Origin of the sequence: Leisingera aquaemixtae (assembly GCF_006740765.1) — a bacterium.
Taxonomy (GTDB): Bacteria; Pseudomonadota; Alphaproteobacteria; order Rhodobacterales; family Rhodobacteraceae; genus Leisingera; species Leisingera aquaemixtae.
Genome location: NZ_CP041159.1, coordinates 671,967 through 687,910 on the forward strand (window position 1 = coordinate 671,967; position 15,944 = coordinate 687,910).

The following is a 15,944-nucleotide window of genomic DNA, read 5'->3' on the forward strand; positions in this document are numbered from 1 at the left end:
AAAGGGATCCTGCCGGGCTCAATGCGCTGTCGGGCGGGCCTGTTCCTGGCGCAGGTCGCGGGCCGAGGTGCCGTGCGCAGTGCGGAAGGCGCGGGCGAAGCTTGACTGCGAGGTGAAGCCGGTCGCCATCGCCACCTCCATCAGCGGCATGTTGGTATCGGTGACCAGGCGGCGGGCTTCGGCCAGGCGCAGCTGCAGGTAGTGATCCTGCGGGGTGGTATTGAGGCGCAGGCGGAACTGCTGCTGCAGGCTGCGCGGGCTTGTGCCGAGCGTCTCGGCGATGGCGCTGAGCGGCAGCGGCTCGTCCAGCGCCGACTCCATCAGCGCGTTGGCCTTGGCAGTCAGCGCATTGTGCTTGCGGCCGCCCAGCCGGCTTTGCGGGCGGGGGGCGGCGGCGGGGCCATCGTAGAGAAACAGCCCGGCCACCCGGGCAGCAAAGCCGGCCCCGTGGCGGGCGCCGATGACATGCAGCATCATCTCGATCGCGGGCGTGGCGCCGCCGGAGGTCAGGCGGCCCTCAGAGACGGTGAAGCGGTCGTTGCGGGCGTCAACCTCCGGGAAGCGGGCGGCGAAGTTTTCCAGGTCTTCCCAGTGGGTGGTGGCCGGGTGGCCGTCCAGCAGGCCGGCTTCGGCGAGCAGCCACGGGCCGCCGTCGATGCCTGCGATGGTGGCGCCGGTGGCGGCGATGCGGCGCAGGCCGGCCAGCAGGCTGGGGGTGGCGTGGCGGGCCAGCTGAAAGCCGGCCACGACAATCAGCAGCTCGCAGCCTTCAAGCCGGGCCAGGGGAATGCTGGGCACGGTGAGGCCGCTGGTCAGCGTCGGCGGCTCTGCCGTGGCGCTGACGTAATCCCAGTCGAAGGCCGCGCGGCCCGCCAGCCGGTTTGCGGCGCGCATCGGGTCCACCGCCGCCGCGAAGGACAGCGTGTTGCATTCGTCCAGCACCAGCAGCGCGGTTTTCAGCGGCCGGTTTTCGGGCTGCAGGATGTTTTTTGCGGATTTCATCAACTTCGATTCGCCTGGTGTAAACTGTGCCGTAAAAGGCTGCGGCAGAGTCGGTGCCAGCGCAAATCAGAATCTGGGGAGGAGCCTGGGGATAACCCGAGGCAAAACCCTGTACATCGACGGGAGAAGAAAAATGCCGCTGGAAATGAACCGCGAGGTCTTTATCACCTGCGCCGTGACCGGCTCGGGCAGCACCCAGGACCGCAGTCCGCATGTGCCCCGTTCGCCCAAGGAAATCGCTGAGTCGGCCATTGCGGCGGCCAAGGCCGGGGCGGCCATCGTCCACTGCCACGTGCGCGATCCGGAAACTGGCGCGCCGTCCCGGCGCCTGGATCTCTACCGCGAGGTGACCGAGCGGATCCGCGATGCGGAGGTGGATGTGGTGCTGAACCTGACCGCCGGCATGGGCGGCGACATGGTGTTCGGCGACACCGAAAGCCCGCTGCCGCTGAAAGAGGCGGGCACTGATATGGTGGGCGCCACCGAGCGGATGGCGCATGTGGCGGAATGCCTGCCGGAGATCTGCACCCTGGACTGCGGCACCATGAACTTTGCCGAGGCCGATTATGTCATGACCAACACGCCGGGCATGTTGCGGGCGATGGGCCAGATGATGACCGACTTGGGTGTGAAGCCTGAGATCGAAGCGTTCGACACCGGCCATCTGTGGTTCGCCAAGGAGCTGGTGAAGGAAGGCGTGCTGGAGCCGAAGGCGCTGGTGCAGCTGTGCATGGGGGTGCCGTGGGGCGCGCCGGATGATCTGAACACCTTCATGGCGATGGTCAACAATGTGCCGGACGACTGGACCTTCTCGGCCTTCGCGCTGGGCCGCAACCAGATGGCCTATGCGGCGCAGTCGGTGCTGGCGGGCGGCAACGTGCGGGTCGGGCTGGAGGACAATCTGTGGCTTGGCAAGGGCGTGCTGGCGGAAAACTGGCAGCTGGTGGAGCGCGCGAACACCATCGTGTCGAACATGGGCGCGCGGGTGATCGGGCCGCAGGAGGTGCGCGAGAAGCTGGGTCTGACAAAACGCGCGCCGGCGGGCGGCTGAGGGAACCGCTCAGGACACGGGACGTTGGGGTGTGATGAAAACCAACGTTCCGATTCAGGAGATTCCGTCCATGACCTTCCGCAAATTCATCCCGGCAGTTGCTGCCTCAGCCCTCGTCATCGCCGCCGCGGCGGCCTCTGTCCGGGCCGAGGGCTACCGCGACACGAACGTGCCGATGACAGTGCAGGAAGATCTGGATCTCACCCGCTATTTGGGGATCTGGTACGAGATCGCCCGTTTTCCCAACAGCTTTGAAGAGGGCTGTGAAGGGGTGACGGCAACCTACAGCGCGCGGGAGGATGGGCGGATCAGTGTCGTCAACCGCTGCCGCCGCGAGGGGCTGGATGGCCCGGTCGAGGCGGCGGAGGGGGTGGCCCGCGTCCGGGCGCCGGGCAAGCTGGAGGTGAACTTCGTCTCCTGGCTGAGCTGGCTGCCCCTGACCTGGGGCGACTACTGGGTGCTGGATGTGACTGAGGATTACTCGGTTGCGGTGGTCGGCACCCCGGGCGGCGAACAGGGCTGGATTCTGGCGCGCAGCCCGGAACTTGGCGCGGAAGAACTGGACGCGGCCAAATCCGTGCTGCGCAGCAATGGCTATGATCCTGAGGCATTGGAGATGGTGCCTCAGACCAAGGAATAACACACGGGCCCGGCGGCCGGGTCCCTCGGAGGATGGACGACAATGGTGGAGCAATCTGCGGCAATTATCGGCGGCGGGGTTATTGGCGGCGGCTGGGCCGCGCGGTTCCTGCTCAATGGCTGGAACGTGCGGGTGTTCGACCCGGACCCGGAAGCGGAGCGCAAGATCAGCGAAGTGCTGGCCAACGCCCGCCGCTCGCTGCCCGGCCTTGGCAATGTGGCGCTGCCTGCGGAGGGCAGCCTGACCTTCCATGACACCATTGCGGAGGCCGTGGACGGCGCGGCATGGATCCAGGAGAGCGTGCCGGAGCGGCTGGACCTGAAGCAGAAGGTCTATGCCGAACTGCAAGCCCATTGCGCGCCGGATGCGGTGATCGGCTCTTCCACCTCGGGCTTCAAGCCGTCGCAATTGCAGGACGGGCGGGAGAACCCCGGCCAGATCGTGGTCGCGCATCCCTTCAACCCGGTCTACCTGCTGCCGCTGGTGGAGCTGGTCACGACAGCGGCCAATCCGGCGGGCGTCATCGACCGGGCCAAGGAGATCATTACGGCAATCGGCATGTATCCCCTGCACCTGAAGAAGGAAATCGACGCCCATGTGGCGGACCGTTTCCTGGAGGCGGTCTGGCGCGAGGCGCTGTGGCTGGTCAAGGACGGCATCGCCACCACCGAGGAGATCGACAACGCGATCCGCTATGGCTTTGGTATCCGCTGGGCGCAGATGGGCCTCTTTGAGACCTACCGGGTTGCGGGCGGCGAGGCGGGCATGAAGCATTTCATGGCGCAGTTCGGCCCGTGCCTCAGCTGGCCGTGGACCAAGCTGATGGATGTGCCGGAGTTCACCGATGAGCTGGTCGATCTGATCGCGGGCCAGTCGGATGAACAATCCGGCCAGTATTCGATCCGAGAGCTGGAGCGGCACCGGGACGACAACCTGGTCGGCATGATGCGGGCGCTGGGCGCTAATGACTGGGGTGCGGGCGCACTGCAGAATACCCATGACCGGGGCCGCGAGAGCGAGGCCGGTCTGGTGCGCGCGATTGATGACATTGAGGACCTGAGCCAGCCGGTGCTGACCCAGAGCCGCGTGGTGCCGCTGGATTGGACCGATTACAACGGCCACATGACAGAGAGCCGGTACCTGGATGCCTTCGCGCAGTCCACCGACCGGCTGATGATGATCATCGGCTGCGATGCGGAGTATATCGCCAACGGCGGCAGCTACTTCACCGCCGAGACCCATATCCGCCACATCGACGAGGTCCATGCGGGCGACCCGATCCAGGTGCGGACCCGGGTGATCATGGGGGCGGGCAAGAAGATGCACCTGTGGCACGAGATGTATTCGGGCGAGCGTCTGCTGGCGACCGGCGAGCATATGCTGCTGCACGTGGACCTTGCGACCCGCCGCTCTGCTCCGCCTGCGCCGCATATCGAGGCCAATCTGGTGAAGCTGGCCAAGGCCCACGCCGCGCTGCCCGCGCCGGAGGGCCTGGGCCGCGCCATCGGCGCTCCGCGGTGAGGTCTGGGGCATGAACCGGGTTCTGATCACCGCCGGCGGCTCCGGCATCGGCCGGGCCATGGCCGAGGGCTTTGCCGCCGCCGGCCATCAGGTCTGGGTTACGGATGTGAGTGCCGTGGCCCTGGCGGATGTGCCGGAGGGCTGGCGGGTAACGGCGGTGGATGCCACCGACGAGGCGGGTGTGAAGGCGCTGTTTGCCGACATCGCTGAAGTCTGGGGCGGGCTGGATGTGCTCTGCGCCAATGCGGGCATCGCCGGGCCGACCGCATTGATCGAAGACATTGCGCTGGAAGACTGGCGCAAATGCGTGAGCGTCAATCTGGAGGGCTGCTTTCTGGCCGCCAAATACGCCGCACCTTTGATGAAGGCGGCCAGGGCCGGGTCGATCATCGTGACATCCTCAACTGCCGGGCAGTACGGCTACCCGAACCGGGCGCCTTATTGTTCCGCCAAATGGGCGGTCATCGGGCTGATGAAGACGCTGGCGATGGAGCTTGGCCCCTTTAATATCCGCGCCAATGTGATCTGCCCCGGGGCGGTGGAAGGCCCGCGGATGGAGGGCGTGCTGGAGCGCGAGGCGGCGGCCAAGGGCATGACCCGGGATCAGGTTTATGCGGGCTATGCCGCGGGCACATCGATGGGGCGGTTTGTGGAGGCGCGCGACATTGCCAATATGGCGGTGTTTCTGGGGTCAGACGCGGCGCGGCTGGTGTCGGGGCAGGTGATTGCCGTGGACGGCCATACGGAGAACCCTGACCCGAAGGTTTGAGGAAGGGGCGGCGGGCGGAACCGCCCGCCCAACGGCAAAGTGTTCCGCCCGGCCGCAAGGCCGGGCTGCGCCTGCCTGCCCCTCGGCAGGCGCAGCTCTCAGTGTTCGGTGGATCCGCTGCTGATCGCCGCCCTGAGCGCCCGGAGCCGTCCCGGCAGCTGCCGGGCGGTGATATCGGCTTCGCGCACCAGATTGTCGAAATGGCTGGTGAAGGTGGCGATCCGCTCCTTGTCGCGGAAGGCGAGGTAATGGGTGCCGGCGTAAAACACGCACAAAAGCGGGCCGAAGATGGTGATCGGCGAGGAGTAAAGCCGCTTGGCATCGAACAGGTAAATGCGCAGGCGCGGGTAGAGCTGCTCGCAGAGCCGTTCGAACTGGGCGAGCTGTTCCAGACGCACCTCCAGCGGCAGCCCTTCATAATAGCCCACGCCATGCGCGAAGCTGTCTAACTCGTAGAGCGGTAGCGCGATTTCATAGTCAGACGGCGACTGGCGCATCCATGTCAGCCGGTCCTCTGACGCGCCGATGGCCTGATCCGCCGTGCGGCCCAGGTGCGGCGAATACTCCCATTCCAGCAAGGCGCGTGTTTTCAGCATGTCGGGCAGCGCAGCCGGCACGTGGCGGATCTTGTAGCCCTCAGCCTCCTGATGCCAGTCAAAGATCCGCTCATCCACCAGAGCGCGGGGAGCTTCGGTGAGGGAGAGGCTGGAGGCCAGCAGCTCCGCCGCGCTTTCGGGCCGGTCGGAGAGGCTGAGGAGCCAGTCGGCAGAGACCCCCAGCGCACCGGCACAGGCCCCGACCACATGCGCGTTGGGGAGCCGCGCGCCCTCATCCGTCAGCAGCTGCGAAATGGTGGAGCGGTCGACGCCGACCGCACGGGCCAGGGCGCTTTGGCTGAGGCCGCTGTCGCTCAGCGCCCGGTTCAGCCTTTGCCGGAACTGTTCCGCGCGCACCCGTTTGTCGATATTTTCTATCATGCGTTTATAATTATCACATTCGTTGGATTTTGTTAACTCTATTCGGAATTCTGCACACCCTCCTGCGGCGGTACCTTGGAAACAAGCACTTACCCAAGAATAACAGGAGGCAACATGGAAACGCGCAAGCGCTCCATAGTGAAGGCGGTGATTTGGAACGGTCTCGGGCTGGTCTCGATGACGCTGGTGGGGCTGGCGGCCACCGGCTCTGTCAAGGCGGGCGGGGCGATGGCGCTGATCAATACCGGCATCGGGTTCACCGTCTACCTGGCGTATGAACGCGTCTGGGCGCAGGTCCAATGGGGGCGGCGCCATGTCTGAGCGCCGCACCGGATATCTGCCGCAGGGGGCGGAGTGGGGCACCCTGGCGCTGATCCTGGCGTGCTACGGCGGCTGGCTGGCGGCGCTGTGGCTGCTGCCCGGCGTCAGCCTTGCGCTGACCGTTCTGACGCTGGGCGTGATGGCGGCGCTGCATTCCTCGCTGACCCATGAGGCGCTGCACGGGCATCCGTTCCGCCGCCGCTGGCTGAACGAAGCGCTGATGGTCTTCCCCCTCAGCATGGCAATCCCCTATGGCCGGTTCCGCGACACCCATCTGGCGCATCACGAGGATGAGGCGCTGACCGACCCCTATGACGACCCGGAGAGCAATTTTCAGGATCCGGGCGTCTGGGCGCGTCTGCCTGCGTGGCGCAAGACCCTTTTGCGGATCAACAACACGCTGCTGGGGCGGATGGTGCTGGGGCCGCTGCTGGGGCAGATCTGCTTTATGGCGGCTGACTGGCGGCTGGCACGCAAGGGGGCGCCCGGCGTCCTGCGGGACTGGCTGCTGCACGCGGCCGGCCTGATCCCGGTGATCTGGGTGGTGCTGCAATCGCCGGCGCCGCTGTGGGCGGCGGTGCTGGGGGCCTACATGGGGCTGGGGATTTTGAAGATCCGCACCTTCCTGGAGCACCGGGCGCATGAAACCGCCCAGGGCCGCACCGTGGTGATCGAGGACACCGGGCCGCTGGCCCTTTTGTTCCTGAACAACAACCTGCATATCGTGCACCACATGCATCCGGGCGTGCCCTGGTATGCGCTGCCGCAGCTGTACCGCACCCGCCGGGAGGCGTTTCTGCAGGCCAATGGCGGCTACTTCTACCGCAATTACCTGCAGATTTTCCGCAACTATCTGCTTCGCGCCAAGGACCCGGTGCCGCATCCGCTCTGGCAGCAGGGGGAATAAGCGCGCATAAGCACAGGCATGTTTGCCTGGATCCCCGTTTCCATTGCCGCTGCTTCATTTCAGACCGTGCGGTTCATGCTGCAGAAGGTCCTGAGCAGCGTGACGCTGTCGCCGGGCGGAGCCACCTTCGCCCGGTTTTTGTATTCCGCGCCCTTCATCCTGGCAGGTCTGGCGCTGTATCTGGCAATCTCTGGCCAGGCGCTGCCGCCGCTGCCGCTTGCGTTCTGGATCTATGCGGCGATTGGCGGCACGGCGCAGATCCTGGCCACCGTCTGTGTGGTGGCGCTGTTCAAGCAGCGTAATTTTGCGGTGGGGATCACTTTCAAGAAGACCGAGGTGATCCAGACAGCCATCGTCGGGCTGGCGGTGCTGGGCGATCCCGTCAGCTTTGGCGGCTGGGTGGCGATCCTGATCGGGCTGGCGGCGGTGCTGGTGCTGTCGCGGGCACCGGATGCGGCGGGCGCGTGGTGGCGGCACCTGACCAACCGCGCGGCGCAGCTGGGGCTGGGATCCGGCGTGCTGTTTGCCTTTTCCGCGGTCAGCTACCGCGGCGCCTCCTTGCAGCTGGGCGATCTGGAGCCTGCGTTCCGCGCGGCGGTGACGCTGGCCGCGGTGGTGTCCTTGCAAACGCTGTTCATGGGCGCGTGGCTGGGCCTGCGCGACAGGGGCGAGATCGCCCGGGTCTGGGCGGCGCGCAAGGTGGCGGTCTGGGTGGGGCTGACCAGCATGGGCGGCTCGTTCTGCTGGTTCTGGGCCTTCACGCTGCAAAACGCCGCCTATGTGAAGGCGGTGGGGCAGGTGGAGCTGCTGTTGTCGCTGCTGGCCTCGGTGCTGTTCTTCAAGGAGAAGGTCACGGGCCGCGAGCTGGCGGGCATGGGGCTGCTGATCGTGTCGATCCTGGTACTGGTTCTGGCAATCTGACCAGCGCCGCCTGCGGCAGGGCAGCCGGGATTATGGGGTAATCCCGGCTCGGAAAACGTTACCCGTCCGCGGGCATCGGATAGCCCTTGAGGCGCAGGAACAGGCTGGCCTCGTCGTTGTTGTGGAAATAGGGCACGCTTTGCGGCGGCTCGGCATCGCGGACGCGGGCGGTGACCTCGGCCAGCACCACCTCGGTGATGAAGGGCAGATCGAAACTGCGCACCTGGCTCAGCGGGATCCACTGCAGATGCGACAGCTCATCCGCGGCGCGGGAGAAATCGTCCAGATCGCCGGTGATCTGATCGGCATCCACCAGGAAGAAGCGCGCATCGAAGCGGCGCGGGCGGCCCGGCGGGGTCAGGGCGCGGAACACGAATTGCATCGCCTTGGCCGAAGGAACATGGCCGGTGGCGGCAAAGCTCCGCCAGTCTTCGGGGATGTCCCCGGTCCAGCTGCCGGGCTCGCCCAGGATCAGGCCGGTTTCCTCCCACAGCTCCCGCACCGCGGCGACGCTGAGGGCATGATGTGCGCCGTCCGGCGCCTTGTCGGCCAGGCGTTCCTGGCAGACGGGGGAGATTGGCGAGGCCAGGGGGACCTGCGCATCTTCCACATCAACCGCGCCGCCCGGGAAAACGAATTTGTTCGGCATGAAGGCGGCTTGGGCGCCGCGCTGGCCCATCAGCACCTGCGGGTCGCTGGTCATCCGGCCGCGCATGGCGATGACCGTGGCCGCGTTGCGGATCGCGGTCTTGTCGGTGGTGGTTTCGCCGGAAAGAAATGTGTCGCTCATGCTGTTACTGCCCTGTTACCGCCGGGGAGTCCTTGCCAAACCCGTGCATCCGCCGCGCCCATTGGTAGGCGATGACGATCCCCTTCATCCGCGGCAGAAGATAAAGCGAAGAGGCCAGACAGCCAATCGTGAACACGGTGAACATCACCAAGGGTTCTGGCCGCCAGGAGAAATAAACCACATGCATCAAGGGCGCCATGACGTGGCCAACGATCAGGATCGTGAGATACGCGGGACCGTCATCGGCGCGCGCGTGGGTCAGGTCCAGGCCGCAGTGGCTGCAGCTGCTGTTCACCTTCAGATAGGAGTGCAGGAGCTTGCCCTGCCCGCAGTTGGGGCATTTGCAGCGCCAGCCCTTGGCCAGGGCGGGCATGGTGGGGCGGTCGTGCTCTGCGTCATGGGCCGTAACGGCGGGGGACTCGGTCATGAAAATATCCTGTGTGCTGCCCGCATCTTTGCGCGCTTCAGAAGGGGGCGAAAGGGGAAAGCCCGAATTCTGCGCCGGTTTGCCGCAACGTGCCGGGTGCAAAAAAATCCTCGCCGCTGCGACGGATCTGCGCGGCTGGCGCGTTTCTCTTGTGCATCAGGCAGCAAGAGGCTGCCGCAGGACAAAGGAAAGACGATATGAAACACGTCAAGTTCATTACCGCGATCGTTGCCGCCGCTGCCGTGACTGCTGGCGGCGCTGCCCTGGCGCAGGGATTTGGGCACCACGGGCCGCGGATGTCCTTTGAGGAGATCGACGCGGACGGCAATGGCGAGGTGACCAAGGCCGAGATTGAGGCGATGAAGGACGCGCATTTTGCCAAGGCTGACGCCGATGGCGACGGCAAGCTGACGCTGGAGGAGATGCAGGCGCGGGCACGGGAGCATGCCAATGAGCGGGCCGCACAGATGCTGGAACGCTTTGACACCGACAAGGATGGCGCGTTGACTATGGACGAGCTGCCGCAGCCGCGCCGGGCGGGCAAGATGTTTGACCGCATGGATGCCGACGGCAGCGGCGGGATCTCCAAGGCGGAATTCGAGAATGCCCGGATGCATCGCGGCGGTATGCACGGCCATGGGGCCGGGCAAGGGAATGCTACGGAGCAGAACTGATCGCTGACGCGTGCTGCATAAGACGGAAATATCGCGGCGCCGGGCCCCTGACGGGGGTCCGGATGCCATGAGCGCAGCGGCGGGGGAGGCCTCTGATGATGCGCTCATGGTGCTCTATGCCAATGGCGACGGGCGGGCGGCGGCAGAGCTGACCGCGCGGCTGGGGCCGCGGGTCTTCGGCGTGGCGATGCGGGTGATGGGCAACCGCACGGACGCCGAGGATGTGACCCAGGAGGCGATGCTGCGCTTATGGAAGATGGCGCCGCAGTGGCGGCCGGGGGAGGCGCAGGTGTCGACCTGGCTCTACCGGGTGGCGATGAACCTGTGCATCGACCGCAAGCGGCGCGCCCGCGGCGGCCATGCGGATCTGGATGCGGTGCCCGAGCCGCCGGATCCGGGCCGCTCGGCGGCGGAGCAGATGCAGGACGGGGCGCGGCAGGATGCGTTGCAGGCCGCCCTGATGCAATTGCCGGAGCGGCAGCGCCAGGCGGTGGTGCTGCGGCACCTGGAAGAGCTTTCGAACCCGGAAATCGCCGGGATCATGGACATCAGCGTCGAGGCGGTCGAGAGCCTGACCGCCCGGGGCAAACGGGCGCTGGCCGCGGCTTTGGCCGGGCGGCGCGAAGAGTTGGGGTATAGCGATGGCTGACACGGATAAAGCACTGGAGGAGCTGGAGGATCTGTTTGCCGCGGCACGCAGCGCGCGGCCCGGAATGCCGGCGCATCTGAACACTGCCATTCTGGCCGATGCGGCACGCGCGCAAGCGGGCTTCAGCGCCGCGCGGCCTGCGCGGGCGGTGCGGCAGCCGAAGTGGCGGCAACTGGTCGAGGCGATTGGCGGCTGGCCTGCGATGGGCGGGCTGGCGGCGGCCTGCGCGGCGGGCCTGTGGATCGGGATGGCGCCGCCTTCCTTTGTGCCGGACCCGGTGGTTCTGGCGGGCTATGAGGACAGTAGCACAGCGGTGCCCTATGATAGCTATGACTTGGCGCTGATGCTGAGCGAGGACTTGCAATGAGTGCGGAGGGCAAGCCTGGAATGAAGCTTTGGCTTAAACTGCTGCTGGCGGGATCGCTGGCATTGAACCTGGCGGTAATCGGTATTGCCGTTGGAGCGGCCTGGCGGTTTTCGGGCACAGACAGGCATTGGCACAGGCCGCAGGCAATAGAGCCTTTGATTTTCCGCGGCCTTGAACCTGAGACCCGCAAATCGCTGCGCTTGGAAGCTGGAGGCGAACACGGAAGTTATCATAAGAGGCGCAGGGCAGAGAGTGCCGCAGTGATAGAAGCGCTGCGCAGCGGCAGTTTCGACGCCGCAGCGCTGCGGGATATGCTGCGCAGCCAGGCGGACGCGCGCCACGCCTTCCACACCAAGGTGCAGGACGCCTGGGTGAGCAAGATGGAAGCGATGACGCCGGAAGAGCGTGCTGCCTTTGCTGACCGGATGGAAGAGCGGATGCAGCAGCGCGGCAAGCGCTGGCACGGGGCTGGCCACGGCCGGGACTGACCCGCGTGCAGCAGGCATTGGAGATCGCTGGTCATCAGAAAGGCAGCCGGTCGCAGCTGCCTTTTTTTTGTGAGTGCCGGAATTCGCAAAAGGCGCGGGCCTCAGGCGGCCACGGTGCATTCCCTGGGCAGCGTCACCTGGTTGCGGCCGGCATTTTTGGCGTTGTAGAGCGCCTGATCCGCCTTATCGACCAGCGCGGCGGTGCTGTCTTCGTTGCCGCCGCCGCCCATGACGGCGCCGATGCTGATGGTGACCTTGACCGGCTCGGTGGCGCCGGGGACCTGGAACGGGGTTTCGTTGATCGCGTTGCACAGGGCGACGGCGGCGATGCCGGCCTCCGCCTCGCTGGCGCCGGGCAGAACGGCCATGAACTCCTCGCCGCCGACGCGGGCCAGCAGGTCGGCCGGGCCCAGCACCTGCTGCATGCGGCGGGCGGCTTCGATCAGCACCGCGTCGCCGGCCGGGTGGCCATAGACATCGTTAATCCGCTTGAAATGGTCGAGGTCGGCCAGCATGACGGCAAATTTCTCGCCATTGGCGGCGGCGGAATGCGCCACCCGGTCCAGGAAGGGCTTGGCATAGCGGCGGTTGTAAAGCCCGGTCATCGGGTCCAGCACCGCAGCGCGCAAGCCGTTGCGGACGCTGTCGCGCAGCCGGTCCTTGCGGGCCTTGTGCTGCAGCTGGGCGGTGAGGCGCAGCTTCAGTTCTTCGACATCGAAGCCGGTCTGCAGCACGTCATGGGCGCCGCGGTCCAGCGCTTCGGCGGCGATCTGCGGATCGGCTGGATTGGGCACCGCGATCACCACCGTCTGGCGGGTGGCGGCGCGGGCGCGCAGATCGGCCAGCAGCCGCAGGCCGGGGCCGGCCGAAGCCTCGTTCAGCTCGATGATGATGGCATCGGCGACCGGCGCCTGCATCAGCCCCTGGATGTCGCTGATCGCGTGGGTGCGCAGGGCGTAGGGCAAGCAGGCGGAGAGATGGTCCCGCCAGGCCATGGCAGTGCGCGGATCCTGCGCAACCAAAGCAACGGAGGCGCTGCGCAGATCCTCGGCGCAGCAGCGGTCGCTCAGCGGCAGAATGAACCCGTGCGAGGCATCGCGCTGCAGGTTCAGCTCCTCATCCGCGCTGCGGGCGCGCAGCAGGCTGCGGATGCGGGCCTGCAGGATCACGTCGTCCACCGGCTGCTGCAGCACATCGTCGATGCCTGCGGCCAGCGCCTGCAGCCGGGCCTTGTGGCCTTCCCAGTCGGAAACCGCGATCACCGGCAGGTCGGACAGCGCCTCATCCGCGGCCAGCTCGCGTTTCACATCGGCGGCGGTGCCGTCGGGCAGCGACATCGCGGTCAGCACCAGATCGGGGCGGTGCTGGCGGGCGGCCTGCAGCACCTCGGCCACGCCGCCGGCCTGGACCACATCGTAGTAGGCAGCCGCCAGCTGCACCTTCAGCATGATGCGGTTGGTGGAGACGCCGTCGATGACCAGGATAGTGCCTTGCACGCGGTATCCTTTCGCCCCTTGCAAATCCTATGACTGGAAGTTTTGCTGAGACTGGTTAAGAAACCCTTTCGGATTTTTACTAAATTGGCCGCAATGCGGCAGGAGTGTGGAGAACATGCGGATTTCCGCCGATGGCGCCGAGACCCTGGCGCTGAAAGCCCTGGCCTGGCTGGCCGGAAATGATGAGCTTTTGCCGGTGTTTCTGGGCGCAACAGGCGCCAGCGAGGCGGATCTGCGCGCGCGGGCGGCGGAGCCGGAGTTCCTTGGCTCGGTGCTCGATTTCTTAACGATGGACGACAATTGGGTGATGCAATTCTGCGATTCCCAGGGCCTGGCGTATGAGATGCCGCTGCAGGCGCGGATGTCGCTTCCGGGCGGGGCGCAGGTGAACTGGACTTGAGATCGGCAGGGGCTGTGCCTAGGGTTCCGCCAAGATCCCGCGGAGGAGAGGACCCGCCATGCCCGTTGATGCTTTTCTGTTCGACAAGGACGGAACCCTGTTCGACTTTGCCGCCACCTGGAACGGCTGGGCGGCGCAGGTGCTGGAGACGCTTGCCAAAGGGGACCGGGCGGTTCTGGAGGCGATGGCTGAGGTGATCAGCTATGATCTGGAACGGCGGGCGTTCAACCCCGACAGCCTGGTGATTGCCGGCTCCAACGACGAGGTGGCGGAGGTGCTGGCGCCGTTTGTGGCGGAGATGGAGATCGAGGAACTGGCGGTGTTCCTGGCCCGAAGCGCTGCGGAGGCGGAGCTGGCGCCGGCGGTGCCGCTGGCGGAGTTCCTCGACGGGCTGCTGGCGCGCGGCAAGGTGCTGGGGGTGATGACCAACGATGCCGAGATTTCCGCCAGGAGCCAGCTGGAGCGGGCCGGGGTGCTGGACCGCTTCGCCTTTGTCGCGGGCTGCGACAGCGGCCATGGCGCCAAGCCGGACCCGGACCCGCTGCTGGCGTTTTGCAGGGTGACTGGAGTACAGCCGGAGCGCACCGCCATGGTCGGCGACAGCCTGCACGATCTGGAGGCCGGCGCCGCAGCCGGGATGCGGCGGATCGGCGTTCTGACAGGCATGGCGCTGCGCGAGGAACTGGCGCCGCACGCGGATATCGTGCTGCCCGACATCGGCCACATTCCGGCCTGGATCGACGGCTGAGCCTTTGCTGATTCCCGTGCCCTGAGATGGTGAGGGGCAGCTTTACCGGCGCACGGTCCCAGTGCGCCGGTTTTTTTGCGGCAGACTGGGCATAAGTGTACAGAAATATCCCGCACCGCCGGATTCCAGTGAAAAAACGACAGCCGTGGTCGGGAACGGACAGGTTCGGGCAGCCGGGACTGGCACAGTGGATGGCTATCGGCACTTGCGAAACTCGGATTCAGGGGGGACCGGCATGGCAGAGACAGGCGCACGCAAGCGGCGGGGCGGGGGCAGGGCAGGCGCGGCGGCCCGGCGCGGCAGTGCGGCACTGGAGCAGATGCCCTGGCAGATCCCGGTCAACATCGACCGGCCGACGGAGCCTTTGACAGAGGAAGGCATCCAGGCGATCCACGAGGGGGCCATGCGCATCCTGGAAGAGATCGGCGTGGTGTTCCTGAACCCGGAAGCGCTGGGGATCTTCAAGCAGGCCGGCGTCAAGGTCGAGGGTGAGCTGGTCAAAATGGACCGCGATTTCGTGATGGAGATGGTGGGCAAGGCGCCCCGCGAATTCTCGATCACGCCGCGCAACCCGGACCGGACCATTCCGCTGGGCGGCAACCACATCCTGTTCGGCAATGTGTCCTCGCCGCCGAATTACTGGGACATGGAGCTGAACAAGAAGGTGGCGGGCAACCGCGAGCAATGCCGCAATCTGCTGAAGCTGACGCAGTATTTCAACTGCATCCACTTTGCCGGCGGCTACCCGGTGGAGCCGGTGGACATCCATGCCTCGATCCGGCATCTTGATGTGCTCTATGACAAGCTGACCCTGACCGACAAGGCGATGCACGCCTACAGCTTGGGCAAGGAGCGGGTCGAGGATGTGATGGAGATGGTGCGGATTGCTGGCGGGCTCAGCCATGAGGAGTTCGACGCCAAGCCCCATATGTACACCAACATCAACTCCACCTCGCCGCTGAAGCACGACTTCCCGATGATCGACGGCTGCCTGCGGCTGGCGCGGCGCGGCCAGGCCATCGTGGTGTCGCCCTTTACCCTGGCGGGCGCGATGGCGCCGGTGACCATGGCGGGCGCCGTGGCGCAGTCGATTGCCGAAAGCCTCTGTGCGATCGCTCTGTTTCAGTACGTGCGCCCCGGCACGCCCTGCGTGATCGGCACCTTCACCTCCAACGTCGACATGAAATCGGGGGCGCCCGCATTCGGCACGCCGGAATACATGCGTTCGACCCAGATGACCGGGCAGATGGCGCGGTTTTACGGGCTGCCGATGCGCTCATCGGGCGTTTGCGCCGCCAACGTGCCGGACGGGCAGGCGGTCTGGGAGACCTCGAATTCGCTGTGGGCGGCGGTGCAGTCGGGCACCAATATGGTCTACCACGCGGCCGGCTGGCTGGAAGGCGGGCTGATTGCCAGCCCGGAAAAGTTCATCATGGATTGCGAAATCCTGCAGCAGATCCAACGCTACATGCAGCCGCAGATCACCGCCACCGGTCCGGAGGAGATCGCGCTGGATGCGATCCGGGAGGTGGGCAACGACGGCCACTTCTTCGGCATCCAGCACACCCAGGACCGCTATGCGACCGCCTTTTATCAGCCATTCCTGAGCGACTGGCGCAACTATGAGGCCTGGGAGGCGGCAGGCGCCACCTGGACCGCGCAGCGCGCCCACAAGCTGTTCAAGGAAATCATTGCCGAGTTCGAAGAGCCGCCGATGGAGCCCGCGATCCGCGATGAACTGGCGGACTTTGTTGCCCGCCGCAAGTCCGAGGGCGGGGCGCCCACTGACTTCTGAC

Annotated in this window: 19 protein-coding genes; 14 read left to right on the forward strand and 5 right to left on the reverse strand. The window is 66.1% G+C overall.

What is annotated here, in order from left to right; genetic code table 11:
• Positions 1–18: 18 nt before the first annotated feature.
• Positions 19–1,002 carry a GlxA family transcriptional regulator gene (locus tag R2C4_RS04955; protein WP_141889812.1) on the reverse strand — a complete coding sequence of 328 codons (984 nt, stop codon included), beginning with the start codon at positions 1,000–1,002 and terminating at the stop codon, positions 19–21.
• 133 nt (positions 1,003–1,135) lie between these two features.
• Between R2C4_RS04955 and bcoG the strand changes: the two genes are divergently transcribed.
• The 4 genes from bcoG (at position 1,136) to R2C4_RS04975 (ending at position 4,983) form a co-directional block, all read left to right on the forward strand.
• Positions 1,136–2,053 carry a 3-dehydrocarnitine:acetyl-CoA trimethylamine transferase BcoG gene (bcoG, locus tag R2C4_RS04960; protein WP_141889813.1) on the forward strand — a complete coding sequence of 306 codons (918 nt, stop codon included), beginning with the start codon at positions 1,136–1,138 and terminating at the stop codon, positions 2,051–2,053.
• A gap of 70 nt (positions 2,054–2,123) precedes the next feature.
• Complete coding sequence (locus R2C4_RS04965) at positions 2,124–2,693, forward strand: lipocalin family protein (protein WP_141889814.1); 570 nt, start codon at positions 2,124–2,126, stop codon at positions 2,691–2,693.
• Positions 2,694–2,738: 45 nt separating this feature from the next.
• Positions 2,739–4,214, forward strand: a complete 1,476-nt coding sequence (locus R2C4_RS04970; protein WP_141892040.1) for a carnitine 3-dehydrogenase — start codon at positions 2,739–2,741, stop codon at positions 4,212–4,214.
• 10 nt (positions 4,215–4,224) lie between these two features.
• A complete protein-coding gene (locus R2C4_RS04975) occupies positions 4,225–4,983 on the forward strand; it encodes an SDR family oxidoreductase (RefSeq protein WP_141889815.1) in 759 nt (252 codons plus the stop codon).
• Positions 4,984–5,081: 98 nt separating this feature from the next.
• Here R2C4_RS04975 and R2C4_RS04980 read toward each other — a convergent pair whose 3' ends face one another.
• Positions 5,082–5,960, reverse strand: a complete 879-nt coding sequence (locus R2C4_RS04980) for a helix-turn-helix domain-containing protein (RefSeq protein WP_141889816.1) — start codon at positions 5,958–5,960, stop codon at positions 5,082–5,084.
• 114 nt (positions 5,961–6,074) lie between these two features.
• Between R2C4_RS04980 and R2C4_RS04985 the strand changes: the two genes are divergently transcribed.
• The 3 genes from R2C4_RS04985 to R2C4_RS04995 are packed head-to-tail and all read left to right on the forward strand — an operon-like array spanning position 6,075 to position 8,109.
• Entirely contained in the window at positions 6,075–6,281 is a 207-nt protein-coding gene (locus tag R2C4_RS04985) for a DUF2061 domain-containing protein (protein ID WP_141889817.1), read from the forward strand.
• Positions 6,274–7,188 carry a fatty acid desaturase gene (locus tag R2C4_RS04990; RefSeq protein ID WP_141889818.1) on the forward strand — a complete coding sequence of 305 codons (915 nt, stop codon included), beginning with the start codon at positions 6,274–6,276 and terminating at the stop codon, positions 7,186–7,188. Before R2C4_RS04985 ends, R2C4_RS04990 begins: the two co-directional genes overlap by 8 nt.
• Positions 7,189–7,206: 18 nt before the next feature.
• Positions 7,207–8,109 carry a DMT family transporter gene (locus R2C4_RS04995; protein WP_141889819.1) on the forward strand — a complete coding sequence of 301 codons (903 nt, stop codon included), beginning with the start codon at positions 7,207–7,209 and terminating at the stop codon, positions 8,107–8,109.
• A gap of 58 nt (positions 8,110–8,167) precedes the next feature.
• Here R2C4_RS04995 and R2C4_RS05000 read toward each other — a convergent pair whose 3' ends face one another.
• Positions 8,168–8,899, reverse strand: coding sequence for an NUDIX hydrolase (locus R2C4_RS05000; RefSeq protein ID WP_141889820.1), 732 nt, complete (start codon positions 8,897–8,899; stop codon positions 8,168–8,170).
• Positions 8,900–8,903: 4 nt separating this feature from the next.
• Positions 8,904–9,326 (reverse strand): DUF983 domain-containing protein, encoded by a 423-nt coding sequence (locus tag R2C4_RS05005; RefSeq protein WP_141889821.1) that lies wholly within the window; start codon positions 9,324–9,326, stop codon positions 8,904–8,906.
• A gap of 197 nt (positions 9,327–9,523) precedes the next feature.
• Here R2C4_RS05005 and R2C4_RS05010 point away from each other — a divergent pair, with 197 nt between their 5' ends.
• From R2C4_RS05010 to R2C4_RS05025, 4 genes are all read left to right on the forward strand, one after another.
• On the forward strand, positions 9,524–10,000 hold the full coding sequence (locus R2C4_RS05010; RefSeq protein WP_058284306.1) for an EF-hand domain-containing protein: 477 nt from the start codon (positions 9,524–9,526) through the stop codon (positions 9,998–10,000).
• 67 nt (positions 10,001–10,067) lie between these two features.
• Positions 10,068–10,649: an RNA polymerase sigma factor gene (locus tag R2C4_RS05015; protein ID WP_141889822.1), complete on the forward strand. Its 582-nt coding sequence runs from the start codon at positions 10,068–10,070 to the stop codon at positions 10,647–10,649.
• Positions 10,642–11,016 carry a hypothetical protein gene (locus tag R2C4_RS05020; RefSeq protein WP_141889823.1) on the forward strand — a complete coding sequence of 125 codons (375 nt, stop codon included), beginning with the start codon at positions 10,642–10,644 and terminating at the stop codon, positions 11,014–11,016. Before R2C4_RS05015 ends, R2C4_RS05020 begins: the two co-directional genes overlap by 8 nt.
• Positions 11,017–11,036: 20 nt before the next feature.
• Entirely contained in the window at positions 11,037–11,504 is a 468-nt protein-coding gene (locus tag R2C4_RS05025; protein ID WP_244940780.1) for a periplasmic heavy metal sensor, read from the forward strand.
• A 101-nt stretch (positions 11,505–11,605) separates the two neighbouring features.
• On the opposite strand, the gene R2C4_RS05030 is transcribed toward R2C4_RS05025, so the two are convergent.
• The gene (locus R2C4_RS05030; protein WP_141889825.1) at positions 11,606–13,000 is read right to left on the reverse strand and encodes a diguanylate cyclase domain-containing protein; all 1,395 of its coding nucleotides are present in this window, start codon (positions 12,998–13,000) and stop codon (positions 11,606–11,608) included.
• Between the two features lie 115 nt (positions 13,001–13,115).
• Here R2C4_RS05030 and R2C4_RS05035 point away from each other — a divergent pair, with 115 nt between their 5' ends.
• The 3 genes from R2C4_RS05035 (at position 13,116) to R2C4_RS05045 (ending at position 15,943) form a co-directional block, all read left to right on the forward strand.
• On the forward strand, positions 13,116–13,400 hold the full coding sequence (locus R2C4_RS05035) for a DUF3572 domain-containing protein (RefSeq protein WP_058284311.1): 285 nt from the start codon (positions 13,116–13,118) through the stop codon (positions 13,398–13,400).
• A 58-nt stretch (positions 13,401–13,458) separates the two neighbouring features.
• Entirely contained in the window at positions 13,459–14,148 is a 690-nt protein-coding gene (locus R2C4_RS05040) for an HAD family hydrolase (RefSeq protein WP_141889826.1), read from the forward strand.
• 235 nt (positions 14,149–14,383) lie between these two features.
• On the forward strand, positions 14,384–15,943 hold the full coding sequence (locus tag R2C4_RS05045; RefSeq protein WP_141889827.1) for a trimethylamine methyltransferase family protein: 1,560 nt from the start codon (positions 14,384–14,386) through the stop codon (positions 15,941–15,943).
• Position 15,944: the final 1 nt, after the last annotated feature.